The organism is Comamonas badia DSM 17552 (assembly GCF_000484635.1).
Classification (GTDB): domain Bacteria; phylum Pseudomonadota; class Gammaproteobacteria; order Burkholderiales; family Burkholderiaceae_C; genus Comamonas_C; species Comamonas_C badia.
This window is the reverse complement of record NZ_AXVM01000002.1, coordinates 65,511-83,229: the sequence shown is the minus strand read 5'-3', so window position 1 is coordinate 83,229 and position 17,719 is coordinate 65,511. Positions and strand designations below refer to the sequence as shown.

The window sequence follows — 17,719 nt, the reverse complement described above, 5'->3', positions numbered from 1 at the left end:
AAAATGACTGCCCATACCATCGATGGCAACGCCTTGGCGCGCCAAATCCGAGACCAAGTCAGCCACCGCACGGCGGCGCTCAAGGCGCGCGGCATCACGCCGCAGCTCAGCATCATCCTGGTGGGCGAAGACCCGGCCAGCCAGGTCTATACCCGCCACAAGGTCAACGACAGCACCGAAACCGGCCTGGGCGCCACGCTGGAGCGCTACCCCGCCGACCTGCCCGAAGCGCAGCTGCTGGCCCGCATCGAGGCGCTGAACGGCGACCCCGCTGTGCATGGCATCCTGGTGCAGCTCCCCTTGCCCGCTCACATGGATACGCACAAGGTCATCGCGGCGATTTCCCCGGCCAAGGACGTCGATGGCTTTCACGTCGCCAGCGCCGGCGCGCTGATGACGGGCCTGCCGGGCTTCTGGCCCTGCACGCCGCATGGCTGCATGAAGATGCTCGAATCCATAGGCTATGACCTCAAGGGCAGGCATGCCGTGGTCATAGGCCGCAGCAACATCGTGGGCAAGCCCATGGCACTGATGCTGCTGCAAAAGGATGCCACGGTCACCGTCTGCCACTCGCGCACGCAGGATCTGAAGGCGCTCACGCTGCAGGCGGACGTCATCGTCGCCGCCGTGGGCAAGCGCAACGTGCTCACCGCGGACATGGTCAAGCCCGGCGCCGTCGTCATCGATGTCGGCATGAACCGCAACGATGCGGGCAAGCTCTGCGGCGACGTCGACTACGAAGGCGTGCGCGAGGTCGCGGGCTGGATCACCCCGGTGCCCGGCGGCGTCGGCCCGATGACGCGTGCCATGCTGCTCGTCAACACCCTGGAAGCCGCCGAGCGCAGCGCTTGAACTTTGGCGCCGCGCCGCCATTCTGAGAATCCATGAACAACCCCCTGCTCGATTTCTCCGGCGCCATCGCCTTTGACCGCATCACCCCGGCGCATGTCGCCCCGGCCGTCGATGAATTGCTGCGGCGCTGCGAGGCGGCGCTGGCGCAGGTGACGGCCGACGGCTTTCCGGCCGAATGGAACGCCATGGCGAGCACGCTGGATGTCGCCACCGAACAACTGAGTCGTGCCTTCGGCGCCGTGAGCCACCTGAGCAGCGTGATGGACACGCCCGAGCTGCGCGCCGCCTACAACGCCGCCCTGCCCCTGGTGACGGCGTTCTGGACCAAGCTGGGCGCGGATGAGCGGCTCTACGCCCAATACAAGGCGATGGACCCACGGACGCTGAACGCCGAGCAGCGCCAGGCCCTGTCCAACGCCCTGCGCGGCTTTCGCCTCTCGGGCGCCGAATTGCAGGGCGCCGACCGCGAACGCTTTGCCGCCGTGCAGGAGCGGCTGGCGCAGCTGCAGCAGAAATTCAGCGAAAACGTGCTCGATGCCACCGATGCCTTCAGCTGTTTCGTCACCACCGAAGCGCTGGCCGGCGTGCCCGAGGACGTGTTGCACGCCACCCGGGAGGCCGCGCAGACCGATGGCAAGGACGGCCACAAGCTCACGCTGCACATGCCCTGCTATCTGCCGGTGATGCAGTTCGCGCACAGCCGCGGCCTGCGTGAAACGCTTTACCGTGCCTATGTCACGCGCGCCTCCGAGCAGGCCGAGGGTGGGGCAAGGCAGTTCGACAACAGCCAGGTGATGCAGGAAATCCTGGCGCTGCGCCAGGAAGAAGCCGCTCTGCTGGGTTATGCCAATTTCGGCGAAGTGTCGGTCGTGCCCAAGATGGCCGAATCGCCGGCGCAGGTGCTGCATTTCCTGCGCGATCTGGCGCAGCGCGCGCGACCGTTTGCCGAACGCGATCTCGCTGATCTGCGCCGCTTTGCGAGCGAACAACTGCAGCTCGATGACCCGCAATCCTGGGATTGGCCCTACGTCACCGAGCATCTCAAGGAGGCGCGCTACGCCTTCAACGAACAGGAAGTGAAGCAGTATTTCCCGGCGTCCAAGGTGCTGGCTGGCCTGTTCAAGATCGTCGAAACCCTGTTCGAGCTGCAGATCCAGCGCGACGAGGCTCCTGTCTGGCACCCGGCGGTGGAGTTCTACCGTATCGAGCGTGCAGGTCAATTGGTGGGCCAGTTCTATCTGGACAAGCCCGCGCGCACCGGCAAGCGCGGCGGCGCCTGGATGGACGACGCGCGCAGCCGCTGGCTGCGCCCCGATACCGGCCGGCTGCAGACCCCCGTGGCCTACCTCGTCTGCAACTTCGCCGATGGCGTGAACGGCAAGCCGCCGCTGCTCACGCACGACGACGTGACCACGCTGTTCCATGAATTCGGCCATGGCCTGCAGCACATGCTGACCCAGGTCAACGAGCATGATGTCTCCGGCATCAGCGGTGTCGAGTGGGATGCGGTGGAACTGCCAAGCCAGTTCATGGAAAACTTCTGCTGGGAATGGGAAGTGCTCAAACACATGACGGCGCATGTCGATACGGGCGAACCGCTGCCGCGCGCGCTGTTCGACAAGATGACGGCGGCCAAGAATTTCCAGGCCGGGCTGCAGACCCTGCGCCAGATCGAATTTTCGCTGTTTGACATGCTGCTGCACACCCGCCCCACCGGCGCCACGGATATCCTGGCACTGGTGGACGAAGTGCGCACCGAAGTGGCGCTGCTCAAGCCGCCGGCCTTCAACCGCTTCCCGCACAGCTTCAGCCATATCTTCAGCGGCGGCTATGCCGCCGGCTATTACAGCTACAAATGGGCCGAAGTGCTGTCTGCCGACGCCTATGCGGCCTTCGAAGAGACGCGCGGCGGCGATGGCGAGCCCAGCCTGGAGACCGGGCGCCGCTACCGCCAGGCGATCCTCGAATCCGGCGGCAGCCGCCCGGCGATGGAATCGTTCAAGGCCTTTCGCGGGCGCGAGCCGCAGCTTGATGCGCTGCTGCGCCACCAGGGCATGGCGCAATGAAACGGCGCGCGATGGCTTGCATCTTTGATGGTTTGAGTCAGAATCGCCCGAGGCCGGCTGTTGGCATGCGCCATCAGCTATCAAATTGAAACCCGGAGAACCACCATGCGCCAACGCACCCAGCTTCTTGCGATGGCCTGCGCATCGGTGCTGCTGGCGGCCGGCGTGCAGGCGCAGTCCGTCTACCGCATCGTCGGGCCGGATGGCAGGGTGTCCTTCACCGATCGCCCACCGGAAAACGCCGCCAAGGGCACGCGGGTGGAGGGCGGCCCCCCGGGGGCCGCGGCCAGCAGCGCCGCCGCCGCCCTGCCCTACCAGCTGCGCCAGCCGGCCACGCGCTTCCCGGTGGTGCTCTATACCGGCGCCGATTGCGCGCCCTGCGTGAATGGACGCAACCTGCTGATCAACCGCGGCGTGCCGTTCACCGAGCGCACCATCGCCAGCAACGAAGACATTGACGCGCTCAAAGGTATCGCGGGCGATGCAGGCCTGCCGCTGCTGACCGTGGGCGGCCAGCAGCTCAAGGGATTTTCGGATACCGAGTGGAGCCAATACCTGGATGCCGCAGGCTATCCCAGGACATCGGAGCTGCCGTCCGGCTACCAGCGCCCTGCCGCCACCCCGCTGGTGGCGCGCAGCAACAGCGTGATCCCCAGCAACACCGTTCCGAAGCCCGAGCCCGCACGCCCGGCGGCATCGACGCCACCCCCGGGAACCCGCACGCCATCCAATCCCGCCGGGATCATTTTTTGAGGCAGGCGCGGCTCACGCGGCAAATTCCATCGTCTGGACCCCTGCCGCCGTTGCGAGCAGGCAAACGTCCGCCTTCTGGCGCGCAAACACCCCGACGGTCACCACGCCGGGCCACTGGCTCACTTCAATTTCGAACCCCGGCGGATCGGCGATCGCGAGCCCGCGCACGTCCAGGATGTGCTGGCCGTTGTCGGTCACCAGCGGCACGCCGTCCGCAAGCCGCACCGCCGCGGCACCGCCCAGCGCGGCAAAGCGCCGCACCAGCTGCGCCGCCGCCATCGGTATCACTTCCACCGGCAAGGGAAACCGGCCGAGCACCTCCACGCGCTTGCTCACGTCGGCAATGCAGACAAAGCGCCGCGCCAGCGCGGCCACGATCTTCTCGCGCGTCAAGGCCGCGCCGCCGCCCTTGACCATGAAACCCCTGCCGTCGATTTCATCCGCCCCATCGACGTACACGCTGATGCCTTGCACCTCGTTGGCGTCCAGCACCGGAATGCCCAAAGCCTGGAGGCGCTGCGTGCTGGCCTGCGAGCTCGATACCGCACCGGGAATCTGCCCTTTGATGCCGGCCAGCGCATCGATGAACTTGTTGACGGTGGAGCCCGTGCCGACGCCCAGGATTTCGCCGGGAACGACGTAACGCAAGGCCGCCTGGCCCACGAGTGTCTTGAGTTGGTCCTGTGTCAGCGCGGTGGTCATGGTCATGGCGGAAAATCAAGCAATTTCCCGGATTATCTTCATGCCGCTGCCCTACCTGCTCGCCCGCCCCCTGCTCTTTCGCATGGATGCCGAGGCGGCGCACGAGCTGACGCTGAAACTTCTGGCGGGCACGGCGGGCACGCCGCTCTCGCGCACCTGGTCGTGCCCGCAGGTGAGTGACCCGGTGACGCTGGCGGGCCTACGCTTTCCCAACCGCGTCGGCCTGGCGGCGGGGCTGGACAAGAACGCCCGCTGCATCGATGCCTTTGCCGCCATGGGCTTCGGCTTCGTGGAGGTCGGCACCGTCACCCCCAGGCCGCAGCCCGGCAATCCCAGGCCGCGCATGTTCCGGCTGCCGCAGGCACAGGCGCTCATCAACCGCATGGGTTTCAACAACGACGGGCTGGACGCCTTTCTCGCCAACGTCCAGCGCTCGCGCGTGCGCGCCGCAGGCGCAGGGATGCTGCTGGGCCTGAACATCGGCAAGAACGCCGCCACGCCGATGGAAAACGCGGTGGACGACTACCTGGCATGCCTGGACGGCGTCTACCCGCATGCGGATTACGTGACGCTCAACATCAGCTCGCCCAACACCAAGAACCTGCGCAGCCTGCAAGGCGATGCAGCGCTGGATGCCTTGCTCGCCGCCATTGCCGGGCGCCGCGACGCCCTGGCGCAGCAGCATGGCCGGCGCACGCCCATTTTCCTGAAGATCGCCCCCGATCTGCGGCCCGGGCAGGTGACCACCATCGCCCAGGCCCTGCAGCGCCACGGCATGGATGGCGTGATCGCCACCAACACCACCATCAGCCGCAACGGCGTGGAGGGCCAGGCGCATGCAGAGGAAGCCGGCGGGCTCAGCGGCGCGCCGCTCAGGCAAGCGTCAAACGCCATCATCCACCAGCTGCGCGCGCTGCTCGGCCCGGGCTTTCCCATCATCGGTGTCGGCGGTATCCTGCGCGCCCAGGATGCCGTGGAAAAAATCAGGGCCGGCGCCGACGTGGTGCAGATCTACACCGGCCTGATTTACCGCGGACCCTCGCTGGTGCTGCAGGCGGCGCGCGCGCTGCGCCGATCCTGATGGCTGGCCGCCCGCCAACGACCGCTGCTTGCCGCCGCACGATGACGCCATCCACCGCCGCGCCGTTTTCAAGCCGCCGATCGCTGCAGGCGCTGGTTGCACTGCTGGCACTGCAGGGGGTGCTGCTGCTCGTCCCCGTGCCGCCGTGGGCGCAGGGTCTTGCCAACTACCTGCCGCTGCATACGGCACTCGAAACACTGGCCATCGCCGTGGCGGGCATGATTTTCGCCACCATCTGGAGCGTGCGCAGCGAGCATCTGCGCCCGGGCATGGTCGTGCTGGGCTGCACCTTCCTCGGCTCGGCCTTGCTCGATTTCTCGCACATGCTCTCGTACCCGGGCATGGCGGACTACATCACCCCAAGCTCCGCGGAAAAGGCCATTCTTTTCTGGCTGACTGCCCGGCTTCTGGATGCCGCGGGCCTGCTGGCTTTTGCAATCCTGTCTCTGCGGCCGGGCAGCAAACCCTTGCGGCCGCAGGCCGTTCTGGGTGCCACGCTGCTGCTGGTGGTGCTGGTGCATGCAGCCATTCTGGGCGAGGCATCCTGGCTCCCGAGGACTTTCGTGGCTGGAGAAGGTCTCACTGCCTTCAAGATTGCCGCCGAATACGCCGTGATCGCCCTGTTTGCGCTGGCCGCACTGTCATTGGCGCGGCGCATGCGTGACGGCGGCATGGCCAACGCGGACCTGTTCTTTGCCGCTGCCTGCACGGCAGCGATGAGCGAATTCTTCTTCACCCACTACGCCAGCACCACCGACATCTACAACCTGGCCGGGCATGTGTACAAGGTGCTGGCCTGCATCTTTCTCTACCGCGCCGCGTTTTCCGACACCGTGCGCCAGCCCTATGCCTTGCTGCGCGCCACCACCGCGCAGCAGCAGGCCTTGCTCACGGCCCTGCCGGATCTGCTGTTCGTGGTCGATGGCGAGGGGCGCTACCTCGACATCCACGCCGGAAGTGCGGGCGGCATGCTGACGGCCGCCGGCGGCCTGCAGGGCAAGACGGTGCGCGACGTCATGCCGGCGAGCGAGGCCGATACGGTGCTGGCGGCGATAGCCGAAGCCAGTGCCCGGGGCCTGTCGCGCGGCGCGGTCATCCGGCTCAGCCCCACCTCGCAGACGCCGTTGGCGTTCGAGCTCTCCGTGGCGCGTGCCGCCGCCGAGAACGGCGACGCACCGCGCTACATCGTCATTTCGCGCGACGTGACCGAGCGCGAAAAATCGGCGGAAACCCTGCGTTTGCTCTCCCACGCCGTTGCGCAGAGCCCGGTCAGCATCATCGTGACCGATCTGGAGGGCTACATCCGCTACGTGAACGATGCCTTCGTGCGCGAAACCGGCTACAGCGCCGAAGAAGCCCAGGGGCGCAACCCCAGCATGCTCCAATCCGGCAAGACGCCGGCGGCCACCTACCAGGCCATGTGGTCGCAGCTGACGCAGGACAAGCCATGGCAGGGCGAACTGGTGAACCGCACCAAGTCGGGCGCCGAGACCATCGAATCCGTGGTGATCTACCCGCTGCGCGACGCCGGCGGGAGCACCACCCACTACCTTTCCCATCAGATGAACGTCACCGCCGAGCGGCGCGCGGCCCGCCGGATCGAGCATCTGGTGAACTACGACCAGCTGACCGGCCTGGCCAACCGCCGCATGCTCAAGGCGCTTTTCACCCAGCTTTGCAGCGGCTCGGAGCCATGTGCACTGCTTTGGCTGGATCTGGACCATTTCAGGGACATCAACGATTCGCTCGGCCACAGCGTGGGCGATCTGCTGCTGAACCTGGTGTCCCAGCGGCTGCTCAACAGCGTGGGGCGGCAGGATGTGCTTTCGCGGCATTCCGGGGACGAATTCGCGCTGCTGATACCGCAGGCGCGGGCCGAACAGGCCAGGCTTTGCGCCCAGCGCATGCTGGAGGCCATAGACCAGCCGATGCAGCTCGCCGAGCACACGCTCTCGACCACGGCGTCGGTGGGGATCGCGCTGTACCCGCAGGACGGCACGGATTTCGAAACACTGCTCAAGCGCGCCGAGATGGCGGCCTACGAAGCCAAGGACCAGGGGCGCAACGGCTGGCAATGCTTCACCGCCGAGCTGCAGGAGCGCAGCGCGCACACGCTGGCGCTCAGCAACGCGCTCAAGACGGCTCTGGCCAATGATGAGCTGCACCTGGTCTATCAGCCGCAGCTGGACATGCGCACCGGCGCCATCATCGGCGCGGAAACCTTGCTGCGCTGGACGCATCCGCGCTGGGGCCCGGTATCGCCGGCGGAATTCATTCCGCTCGCCGAATCCAACGGCACGATCGTGGCCATCGGCGCGTGGGTGCTGCGCACCGCCCTTGCGCAGGTACGCAAATGGATGGAAGCGGGCCTGCAGCCGCTGGTGATCGCGGTCAACCTTTCCGCCGTGCAGTTCGGCCAGGCCAACCTGCCGTCGCTGGTGCGCCGCACGCTGGAAGAGACCGGTGTGCCGGCGCGGTATCTGGCCCTGGAGCTGACGGAAGCCACGGCCCTGAAGGCGCCGCAGGCAGCCGCCCAGCACATGCGCGACCTGCGGGCGCTGGGAACGCAGCTGGCCATAGACGATTTCGGCACCGGCTACTCATCGCTCAGCTACCTCAAGCGCTTCAAGATCCACAAGCTCAAGATCGACCAGTCCTTTGTGCGCGACATCCACAGCGACGCCGACGACCAGGCCATCGTGGTCGCCATCATCCAGCTGGCGCGGGGCCTGGGCGTGGACACCATCGCCGAGGGCGTGGAGACTGCCGAGCAGGCCAGCTTTCTGCTGGAGCATGGCTGCAGCGAGATCCAGGGCTACCACTTGAGCCGGCCGCTGCCGGCGCCGGAGTTCGAGGAGTTCGTGCGCAACCATGCCGCCGCGGTGTGACACGCGACGCGAGAAGGCGCACGCACTCATGGCTTCAAATCCGCCCTCGCCTGCCGGTAAGCGCCCATGCTGCTGGCGAATGCCACCAGCGCAATCACGCAGGCCAGCGGGATCACGATGGCGATCGCCGTGCCCAGCCCGGCGTTCTTGCCGGCAATCGATTCACCCAGCAGCGCGATGGACGGCGGCGCCAGGCCCAGACCGACCAGGTTGATCAGCGCGGTATAGGCTGCCACCACGCGGCCCAGCACCGCGCCATGCGCGATTTCCTGCAGCGCGCCGGGCGCCACACCCCAGATCAGGCTGATGCAGAAGGTGAGCACCGCCGCGGCGGCGTACGTCACCCAGGCGTTGCCCGAGAGACCCATGACGAGCGCCGGGACGATGGTGAGTGCCGCGGCCGTTGCGCCGACGATGAACTTGCCGGCACGCCGTCCGGTTTTTTCCATGCGGTCGGCGATGACGCCGCCGATGATCGCGCCCAGCGGCCCCAGCAGCAGCGCCATGATGCCCAGGCGCGCGCCCACCTGCAGCGCGCTCCAGTGGTGCTCGCGCATAAACAGCGTCGGCAGCCACGAGGTGGCGCCGTAGGAGGCGAAGCACAGCGCGGTAAAACCGATGAAGTGCGCGCCGAACGCGCGCGGGTGCTGGCGGAAGGTCTCGAAGAAACCCGCCGACTGCTCCGCCGCCTGTGCCATCGTGCGGCCATGCAGGTACAGGCGCGGCGGCTCGCGCACGAACAGCGCGGCGACGAACAGCGGAATGCCCAGCAGGCCCGCCGCCACCAGCACCACCTGCCAGGGCTGCAGCGCGCCCAGCAGCGGCAGCACGGTGACCTGGCCGTGCAGCCGGTCCAGCAGCAGGCCGCCGCCGATCAGCGCCAGCGCCGTGCCGATGAAGATGCCGGAGGCAAACACGCCCATCGCGCGGCCGCGCTTTTCGGGCGGGAAATAATCGGCGATGAGCGAGGTAGCACTGGGCAGGATCGCCGCCTCGCCCGCGCCCACGCCCACGCGCGCGCCGAAGAAGGACATGAAGTTGCGCGAGAGGCCGGCGAGCACGGTCATCAGGCTCCAGACCGCGATGCCGCCGAGCACGATGTTGCGCCGGTTGTAGCGGTCCACCAGCCAGGCGATGGGAAAGCCGAAGATCGAATAGAAGATGGCAAACGCCGTGCCGCGCAGCAGCCCCATCTGCAGGTCCGAGAGGCCCAGGTCGTGCTCTATGGGTACCACCAGCAGCGAGACCACGTTGCGGTCCACGAACGCCAGCATGTAGCCCAGGAACAGGATCAGCAAGGCATGGCGCGCCTGGCGCCGGGGCGGGAACTGCACGCCGGGCGCAAGCGGCGGCTGGGCGGGGGTGAAGAGGGCCATCGCGCTGCTCCTGGGGGTTATTGCCGCGCCATTTCGGCCTGGCCAATGCCGTCGCCATGCAGCGGCTGCTGCGGCTCAAGATCCACCGTCACGCAGACCAGGCGCCCGGTGAAGGCAAACGGCGCGCCGTAGCGGGAAACGGGACTGCCCCTGTCGCGCGCTATGTCCAGGCCCGACCAGGAGATCAGCGTGGCAAAGCCCAGCGGGCAAACGCCTTCGGCCACGCTTTCGCCATCGATCCACAGGCTGGCAGCGCGGCGGGCGGGCACGGCAATGCGGCCGTGGCCCGGCATGGGTGGCGTGAGCACCAGCGGCCCCAGCTGCATGCGAAAGCCCAGGCACCGGCGGCCTGAGGGCACCGGGCGGTCCGAGCGCAGGATCTGGTGCACGCCGCCGATGTTCATGTCGTGTACCAGGTGACCCTCCTGCAGGTAGAGGCTGTAGCCGCTGGTGGCGTCGCCGTGGGCGATGAGCACGCCTTCGGCGCCTTCCGCCGGGATCAGCACCCGGGCTTCGATGGCGTAGCTGCGCGAGCGCAGGTCGGGCGCCACGTCGCTGGGCAGATGGCCCATGCCGTGGTGAAACACGAAGCGCGTGCGCGCGCCCTGGGCGCGCTGGGCGTTCTCGGCAAAACGCGCGCCGAAGCGGTCGTCCAGCGGCAGCACCTGATTGGCCTCGGCCTCCTGCCACCACAGGGCCTGCATGCGCGCCAGGCGTGCAGGTTCGGTCAGTGCGAGGTCGTGGTTCTCGGCAAAGTCTGCGTCCAGGTGGTAAAGCTCCCAGCGGTCGGCGTCAAACGGCGTGCCCGGCGCGTGCCAGGTCACCGCCTTCCAGCCCGCGTGCCAGAGGCCGCGGTGGCCGAACATCTCGAAGAGCTGCGGCCCGCTGCGCGAGACAGCCTGAGGACTGGTCAGCGTGGCCTTGAGGCTTTCGCCGGTGATGGGCTGCTGCCGGACACCGTTGATCGTTGCGGGTGCCTGCACGCCGCAGACGTCGAGCAGCGTGGGCAGCAGGTCGCGCGCGTGCCAGAAGCCGTGGCGCAGCTCGCCGCGCGCGGCTATGCCCCGGGGCCAGGCGAGCACCAGCGGGTCGCGGATGCCGCCGCCGTGCGTGTTCTGCTTGTAGCGCTTGAGCGGCGTGTTCGACGCCATGGCCCAGCCCTGCGGGAAGTTGGCGTGCGACGCCGGGCCGCCGATGTCGTCGATGCGCGCGAGCTTCTCGGCCATCTCCTCGCGGCGCAGGTTGTACGGGCCCATGGCGTTGACGAAGCCGGCCACGCCGCCTTCCTGGCTGGCGCCGTTGTCCGAGAGCACCAGCACCAGCGTGTCGTCCGCCATGCCGCTCGCTTCCAGGAACTGCATCAGCCGCGCGAGCTGCTGGTCGGCGTGCGTCAGCATGCCGGCGTAGGCGCTTTGCAGGCGGGTGAAGACGCGCCGCTCGACCTCGCCCAGGCTGTCCCAGGCGGGCACGCCGTCGTTGCGCGGCGGCAGCTCGGTGTCCTGAGGCACCAGGCCCAGCGCCTTCTGGCGCGCCAGGCGCTGTGCGCGCTCCACGTCCCAGCCGTGGGCGAACTGCGCGTCGTAGCCGCGGATCAGGTCCTGCGGCGCCTGGTGCGGCGCGTGGCACGCTCCAAGAGCCAGCCACAGCAGCCAGGGCGCGTCGGGCGCGTCGGCCTGGTGCTCGGCCAGCATGCGCATGGCCTGGTCGACCAGGTCGCTGGTCAGGTGGTAGCCGCTCTCGTAGGTTCCGGGCGGGTCGATGTGGGTGTTGTCCTGCACCAGCTCGGGGGCGAACTGGTCGGTCTCGGCGTCCAGGAAGCCGTAGAAGCGGTCGAACCCCCGGCCCAGCGGCCAGCCATCGAACGGGCCGGCCGGGCCGCTTTGCGTGAGCGGCGTGACGTGCCACTTGCCCACCATGTAGTTGCGCCAGCCGTGCGGGCGCAGCATCTCGGCAAGCGTGCCCGCGTCTGGGCTGATCTTGCCGCGGTAGCCGGGGAAGCCGCTGTCGAAATTGGCAAGGCAGCCGACGCCGACCGCGTGGTGGTTGCGCCCGGTGAGCAGCGCGGCGCGCGTGGTCGAGCACATCGCGGTGGTGTGAAAGCCGCTGTAGCGCAGGCCGCGCGCGGCAAGCTGGTCGATGGCGGGCGTGCGGATGCTGGAGCCGTAGCAGCCGAAGTCGGAGAAGCCTACGTCGTCGAACAGCACCAGCAGGATGTTGGGCGCGCCCGCCGGGCGCTGGGGCGGCGCGGGCCAGTGCGGCGTGGAATCGTGGATGGTTTTGCCGATGTGCAGCGCATTCATGGGATGCTCCAAATTTTGATAGCTGCCAGCGCTTTCCAGACAAGCGTTAAATAGCTATTTCTCTTGTATTCCCGAGGATCAGGTCCGCCGCGCGCTCGGCGATCATGATGGTGGGGGCGTTGGTGTTGCCACCGATGAGGCGGGGCATGACGCTGGCGTCCACCACGCGCAGGCCCTGGGTGCCGTTCACGCGCAGCAGCGGGTCCACCACCGCATCGGCATCACCCCCCATGCGGCAGGTGCCCACGGGGTGGTAGATGGTGTCCACGTGGTCGCGCAGAAAGGTTTCGATCGCCGCATCGCCGCCCTGCCAGTCGGGCTCGGGCTTCAAAGGCACCTGCGCATGCAGGCCCAGCGCCTTGGTGCGAAACAGCGCGGCGGTGGCACGCGTGGCGCGAACCAGCGCCGCCATGTCGTCGGGGTGCGTGAGAAAGGCCGGATCGATGAGCGGCGCGGCCCGTGGATCGGTGCCGGCAAGCCTGACGCTGCCGCGCGATTGGGGGCGCAGGATGCAGGTGTGCAGGCTGAAGCCGTGGCCCCAGTGGCGCTTTCTGCCGTGGCTGTCGACGATGCCCATCACGAAGTGCCACTGCGCATCGGGCCGGTCCAGATCGGGCCGGGTGCGCAGGAACCCGCCGCTTTCGGCGTAGTTGGTCGAGAGCATGCCCGATTGGTCGCGCTGGTACTGGCCCCAGGCCTGCCAGAGCGTGCGAAAACCGGCCAGGCTCAGGCCGAAGAGCCGGGTATCGTTGAGGCGGCGCGTGAGGATGGAATCCGGATGGTCCTGCAGGTTGGCGCCCACCTGCGCGCGGTCGGCAACGCAGGCGATGCCCAGGTTCTGCAGATCGGCGCCCGGGCCCACGCCCGAGAGCTGCAGCAGCTGCGGGCTGCCGAAGGCGCCGGCGCTCAGGATGACCTCGGCGCGCGCCGTGAGCTGGCGCTTGCCGCCGCCTGCTATCACCTCGATGCCTGTGGCGCGCAGGCCTTCAAAGATGACGCGCGTGGCATGCGCATCGGCCATCAGCACCAGGTTGCTACGCCCGCGCACCGGGTCGAGGTAGGCGCGCGCGGCATCGCAGCGCACGCCGCGATCCTGCGTGACGTGGTACAGGCCCACACCCTCTTGCGTCGCGCCATTGAAGTCGCCGTTGCGCGCGTGGCCGCATTCGGCGGCGGCATCCAGCACCAGGCGGTTGAAATCGCTGGGGGAGCGCAGCGCGCTCACCTTGAGCGGGCCGTCAAAACCATGCAGCTTGGCGTCCAGTTCGGGCACCAGGCAGCCCTCGGCGCGCCGGAAATAGGGCAAGACACCGCTCCAGCCCCAGCCGGTGCAGCCATCCTTTGCCCAGCCGTCGTAATCGCTGGCGTGGCCGCGGATGTAGCACATGGCGTTGATGGCCGAACTGCCGCCCAGCACCTTGCCGCGCGGCTGGTAGCCACGGCGGCCGTTCAGCTCGGACTGCGGCACGGTGTCAAACGCCCAGTTGAGCCGGTGCATGGGCACGGTGCCGATCAGCCCCGCCGGAATGCTGACCCAGCGCCCACCGCTCGCGGGGCCGGCCTCGATGAGGGCGACGCGCAGGTCCGGGTTGGCGGAGAGGCGGTTGGCCAGCACGCAGCCGGCCGAACCGCCGCCGACGATGATGTAGTCAAAGGCCAGTGCTTCTTCATCCATGGCTTGTCCTCACTGCGCCGCGCGGGCGGCATCGACGACCGGGAAGGCGCCGTCAAAGCGGTCCAGCAGGCCAAAAAACTGCGCCAGCAGTCCTGTGTTCCCCGAAAGCTTCAGGTGCCCGCTGGCCAGCGCCGCCGGGGCTTTGAGCTGCTGCTGCAGCAGCGCATCGAGCGTGGCGCGGTCGGTGCGCACGCCGGCATCGGCCGCGGGCGCCTGCGGCATGCGGAGGCTGCTGAGCGCGCCGTTGGAGAGCGCGCACAGCCAGTGCTCGCCGCTGTCGCTGAAATGCCAGGCCATGGTGAATGCCATGCCCTCTGCACGCTGCGCGACGATGCGCACCGCCAGCAGGTCAAACAGCAGGTCGTTGGACAGCGCCGAGAGCATGGCCGCGCCCGCCCCGGGCTGGGGCTGGGGCGGGCCGGCGCGGTATTCGTGCGCGCCCAGCAGGTAGGCGTTGCGCCAGGTGGCCGATTCGGACTGAAAGCCCAGCTGCTCCAGCGCGGCGGCGGCCAGCGCACGGGCGGCCTGGTGGTCCGGCTCGGCGTACACCAGATGCGCCGTCACCTCGGCCACCCAGCGGAATTCGCCGCGCTCAAAATCCTCCTGCGCGCGCGCCAGCAGAGCCTCTGCGCCGCCCATGTAGGCGACGGTCTTGCGCGCCGCAGCTACCGGCGGCAGCCGGTTCAGGCTGGCCGGGTGCGCGTCGTACCAGCTCAGGTAATGCTGGTAGATCGCCTTCACGTTGTGCGAGACGCTGCCGTAGTAGCCGCGCGCGTGCCAGCGCCCCGCCAGGCCGGGCGGCAGTTGCAATTGCTCGGCAATCTCGGCGGCCTTCAGGCCGTGGTTCATCAGGCGCACGGTCTGGTCGTGCAGATAGCGGTACAGGTCGCGCTGCTCGGAAAGCAACCGCAGCGCGCGATCGTTGCCCCAGGTGGGCCAGTGGTGCTGGCCCAGGATCACCTGCGTGGCCGCGCCCCAGCGGTGCAGCGCCTCGTGCAGGTATTTGGACCAGGCCAGCGCATCGCGCACCTTGGCGCCGCGCAGCGGGCACAGGTTGTGCAGCGTGTGCGTGGCGTTCTCGGCCAGGTTCAGCGCCCCCTCGGACGGAATGAACAGGTGCATCTCGGCCGGCGCCTCGGTGTCGGGCGCCAACTGGAATTCCATCGTCAGGCCGTCGATCACCAGGGTCTCCAGCGGCTCGGCGATTTCGCGCGTCGGCGCGATCAGGCCGGGGCGCCCGCGCGGCAGGTTCTTGCCCAGGCCGCTGTCCACCTGCGCCGCCGGGCCGATCGGCAGCGTGTTGCCGAACTGGAACTGCGCACGCCGCGCCATCGCCACGCCCGCCAGCACGTTCTCGGCCACGGCGGCGCGCATGAAGCCCGCGGGCGCGATGATCTGCACCTGCCCCGCATCCACCTCAGCCTGGCTGGTGAGGCCGGTGACGCCGCCGAAGTGGTCCACATGGCTGTGGCTGTAGACCACCGCCAGCAAAGGGCGTGGGCCGCGGTGCGCGCGGTACAGCGCCAGCGCGGCGGCGGCCGTCTCGGGCACCATCAGGGCATCGAACGCCACCACGCCGCTGTCGGTCTCGATGAAGGTGATGTTGGCGATGTCAAAGCCGCGCACCTGGTAGATGCGCTCGGTCACCTCGAAAAGGCCATGCTCGACATTGAGCCGCGCCTGGCGCCAGAGCGCCGGATGGACGGTATCGGGCGCCTGCTCCTGCGCCAGAAAGCCATAGGCCGCCAGGTTCCAGACACTGGTGCCATCGGCGCGCGCGATGGCCGCGTCGGGCAGCGTGGCGATGAAGCCGCGCCGTGCGTCCTCCAAATCCTCGCCATCCTCGGGCGGCCGGGTACTGGCGACGAGGCGCTGGAAATCCACGGTGGCGCGGTGCGCGCAGCCAGGGGCGATGGTGTTCATGCCTTCCTCCTGATGGCCGATGCCGGCTGCTGCTGTACGCCGAGGTAGCGCGCCAGCACGGCGGTAAGCTGCCCCTGCAGCGCCGGGTCCTGCAGGTACAGCGGCCCGGGGTTGGTCAGCACCGCGTTGATGAGCACGCCTTGCAGCAACTGGAAGGCGAACAGCAGCTGCTCCTGCGCGCTATCGCCGCGCCAGCGCGGCCAGCGGGCCATGGCGTGCAGAAACTGCGCCCGGCTGCTCTCGCGAAAGCGCAGCAGGGGCGATTGCAGCGCCTCTTCGGCGCTTTTGCGCCGCAGCTCGATGACAGCGGTGGCGTACAGGCCGCGGTGGCGGGTGAAGGACTGCAGCCCCAGCGCGACCCAGCGTTCGAGGAATTCATGCTCGGTCTCCAGCGCGCGCTCGGGGGCGGCAAAGAAGGCGCTGCTCGCCGCCTGCATGGCCTGCGTCACCAGATCCACCAGCACCTCGAAATAGGCCGCCTTGGTGTGAAAGCGTGTGTAGAAGGTACCGATGGAGCAGCCGATCTCGGCGGCGATATCTCCGACCTTGACATCGTCCCAGTGGCGCGTGGATGTCAGGTGCAGCCCGGCGCGTATCAGGGCATCCTGGCGCTCGCGCCCACGCTGCTGGCGCGGGGCATGGATGCGTTCGAATGGCGGAAGGCGTTTGCTGGCAGGCATAAAACATGAATATCAATTCATGTTTCAGCGTATACGTCTCTGGCTGGTTTGCCTATCGGGGTTTTTCCCAGGGCCCAAAAACAGTGGAAACCACGGCTTTCAAAGACCTTGAACAAGTTCAAAGAGCGCGGAACACGCGCCTCAGCGGAATACGGCTCAGTGACTCACAGTCACAGCGCCCGCGCCAGCACATCCGCCAGCTTGAGCACGGGCATGCCGGTATTGCCCCAGAACCGCTCCAGCTCGGGCGTGCGCTGCAGCAGCAGCCGCTCCACCAGCGGCTGCATCGCGGTTGCGGCCGGGTCCGCCAGCAAGAGATAGCGCGCATCCGCCAGATCGCGCGCGCCGGCGGCGACCTCGTTGACCTGCACCACCCAATCGAGCTGCAGCAGCACCTGCAGCGGCCCCGCCAGCTGCGGCTGCCCGACGCGCAGCGCATGCGCCAGCTGCGCGCCCGTCAGCCCATGCTGGGGATTGCCGCGCGCGGCGTGCAGCTGCTGCAGCAGCTGCACCGCCAGCGCAAACGGCGGCTGCGGCTTTTCGCCATTCCTGGCGAGCGCATCGCGCAGCCGCGGCAGGTAGGCCGCCACCACCGCCCCCAGCAGCACGACCAGCCAGGCCACGTAGACCCACAGCAGCAGGATGGGCAGCGTGGCGAAGGCGCCGTAGATCATGGAGTAGGTGGGCACGGAGGCGAGGTACAGCGCCAGCCCCTTCTTCGCCAGCGCGATGCCCAGCGCCACGAAGGCGCCGCCCGCCAGCGCATGGCGCCAGCGCACCGGCGTGTTGGGCACGTAGTGGTAGAGCGCCGACATGCCGCCCGCCAGCAGCAGGAATTCAATGCTGCCGAACAGCATGCGCACGCCTTCCGGCAGCGTGCCCTTGAGGCTGTGCGATGCGGCCGATGCCACCGAGCTCGTCAGCACCAGCCCGCCGGCAAGCACCAGCGGTCCGAGCGTGATCGAAGCCCAGTAGATCAGCACGCGCTGGCCCAGCGGGCGCAGCCGCGGCACGCGCCAGATGGTGTTGAGCGTGCGGTCAATCGTCAGGATGAGCGCCAGGGCCGTGACGATGAGAAACGAGAAGCCCACTGCCCCCAGGCGGCTGGCCTTGGCGGCGAACTGCGTCAGATAGCCCATGACCGGGCGCGAGATGGTCTCGGGGAACAGGCTTTGCGTAAGCCAGTGCTGCAGCACCTCCTGCATCTGCCCAAAGATGGGAAAGGCCGAAAAAATCGCCAGCGCCACGGTGACGAAGGGCACCAGCGCCAGCAGCGTGGTGAAGGTCAAGCTCGCCGCCGTCTGGCCCAGGCGGTCTTCGCGGTAGCGCTCGGCCAGCAGGCGCGCGATGCCGAGCCAGGGAAAGTTGACAAGCCGGCGCCAGGCGCGCTTGAAGGTGGCGGTGTGCATGCTCATCACCTCGT

General features: G+C 68.2%; 12 protein-coding genes. 5 read left to right on the top strand and 7 right to left on the bottom strand.

Translation table 11 applies throughout. The features are described 5' to 3' along the window. Positions 1 to 3 precede the first annotated feature (3 nt). The 3 genes from K320_RS0104445 to K320_RS0104435 all read left to right on the top strand — a co-directional run bounded on the left by K320_RS0104445 (position 4) and on the right by K320_RS0104435 (position 3,671). Complete coding sequence (locus K320_RS0104445; protein ID WP_024537655.1) at positions 4 to 852, top strand: bifunctional methylenetetrahydrofolate dehydrogenase/methenyltetrahydrofolate cyclohydrolase; 849 nt, start codon at positions 4 to 6, stop codon at positions 850 to 852. A gap of 32 nt (positions 853 to 884) precedes the next feature. Then, entirely contained in the window at positions 885 to 2,918 is a 2,034-nt protein-coding gene (locus tag K320_RS0104440) for a M3 family metallopeptidase (protein WP_024537654.1), read from the top strand. A gap of 105 nt (positions 2,919 to 3,023) precedes the next feature. After that, a complete protein-coding gene (locus K320_RS0104435) occupies positions 3,024 to 3,671 on the top strand; it encodes a glutaredoxin family protein (RefSeq protein ID WP_024537653.1) in 648 nt (215 codons plus the stop codon). Positions 3,672 to 3,683: 12 nt separating this feature from the next. Here K320_RS0104435 and rpiA read toward each other — a convergent pair whose 3' ends face one another. Further along, complete coding sequence (rpiA, locus tag K320_RS0104430; RefSeq protein WP_024537652.1) at positions 3,684 to 4,379, bottom strand: ribose-5-phosphate isomerase RpiA; 696 nt, start codon at positions 4,377 to 4,379, stop codon at positions 3,684 to 3,686. Positions 4,380 to 4,413: 34 nt separating this feature from the next. Between rpiA and K320_RS0104425 the strand changes: the two genes are divergently transcribed. Next, positions 4,414 to 5,454 (top strand): quinone-dependent dihydroorotate dehydrogenase, encoded by a 1,041-nt coding sequence (locus tag K320_RS0104425; RefSeq protein WP_024537651.1) that lies wholly within the window; start codon positions 4,414 to 4,416, stop codon positions 5,452 to 5,454. Between the two features lie 41 nt (positions 5,455 to 5,495). Next, positions 5,496 to 8,342 carry a bifunctional diguanylate cyclase/phosphodiesterase gene (locus K320_RS17995; RefSeq protein WP_024537650.1) on the top strand — a complete coding sequence of 949 codons (2,847 nt, stop codon included), beginning with the start codon at positions 5,496 to 5,498 and terminating at the stop codon, positions 8,340 to 8,342. 26 nt (positions 8,343 to 8,368) lie between these two features. Here the strand turns inward: K320_RS17995 and K320_RS0104415 are convergent, their stop codons facing one another. The 6 genes from K320_RS0104415 to K320_RS0104390 form a co-directional block, all read right to left on the bottom strand. Further along, a complete protein-coding gene (locus tag K320_RS0104415) occupies positions 8,369 to 9,718 on the bottom strand; it encodes a spinster family MFS transporter (RefSeq protein WP_024537649.1) in 1,350 nt (449 codons plus the stop codon). 17 nt (positions 9,719 to 9,735) lie between these two features. Further along, the gene (locus tag K320_RS0104410; RefSeq protein WP_024537648.1) at positions 9,736 to 12,018 is read right to left on the bottom strand and encodes an arylsulfatase; all 2,283 of its coding nucleotides are present in this window, start codon (positions 12,016 to 12,018) and stop codon (positions 9,736 to 9,738) included. Between the two features lie 46 nt (positions 12,019 to 12,064). Further along, complete coding sequence (locus tag K320_RS0104405) at positions 12,065 to 13,693, bottom strand: GMC family oxidoreductase (RefSeq protein ID WP_029695800.1); 1,629 nt, start codon at positions 13,691 to 13,693, stop codon at positions 12,065 to 12,067. Between the two features lie 9 nt (positions 13,694 to 13,702). Further along, a complete protein-coding gene (locus tag K320_RS0104400) occupies positions 13,703 to 15,616 on the bottom strand; it encodes an alkyl/aryl-sulfatase (RefSeq protein ID WP_024537646.1) in 1,914 nt (637 codons plus the stop codon). Further along, positions 15,613 to 16,296 (bottom strand): TetR/AcrR family transcriptional regulator, encoded by a 684-nt coding sequence (locus K320_RS0104395; protein WP_024537645.1) that lies wholly within the window; start codon positions 16,294 to 16,296, stop codon positions 15,613 to 15,615. The genes K320_RS0104400 and K320_RS0104395 overlap by 4 nt, the downstream gene beginning before the upstream one ends. 170 nt (positions 16,297 to 16,466) lie before the next feature. After that, positions 16,467 to 17,705 (bottom strand): YihY family inner membrane protein, encoded by a 1,239-nt coding sequence (locus K320_RS0104390; protein WP_407059751.1) that lies wholly within the window; start codon positions 17,703 to 17,705, stop codon positions 16,467 to 16,469. Positions 17,706 to 17,719 lie beyond the last annotated feature (14 nt).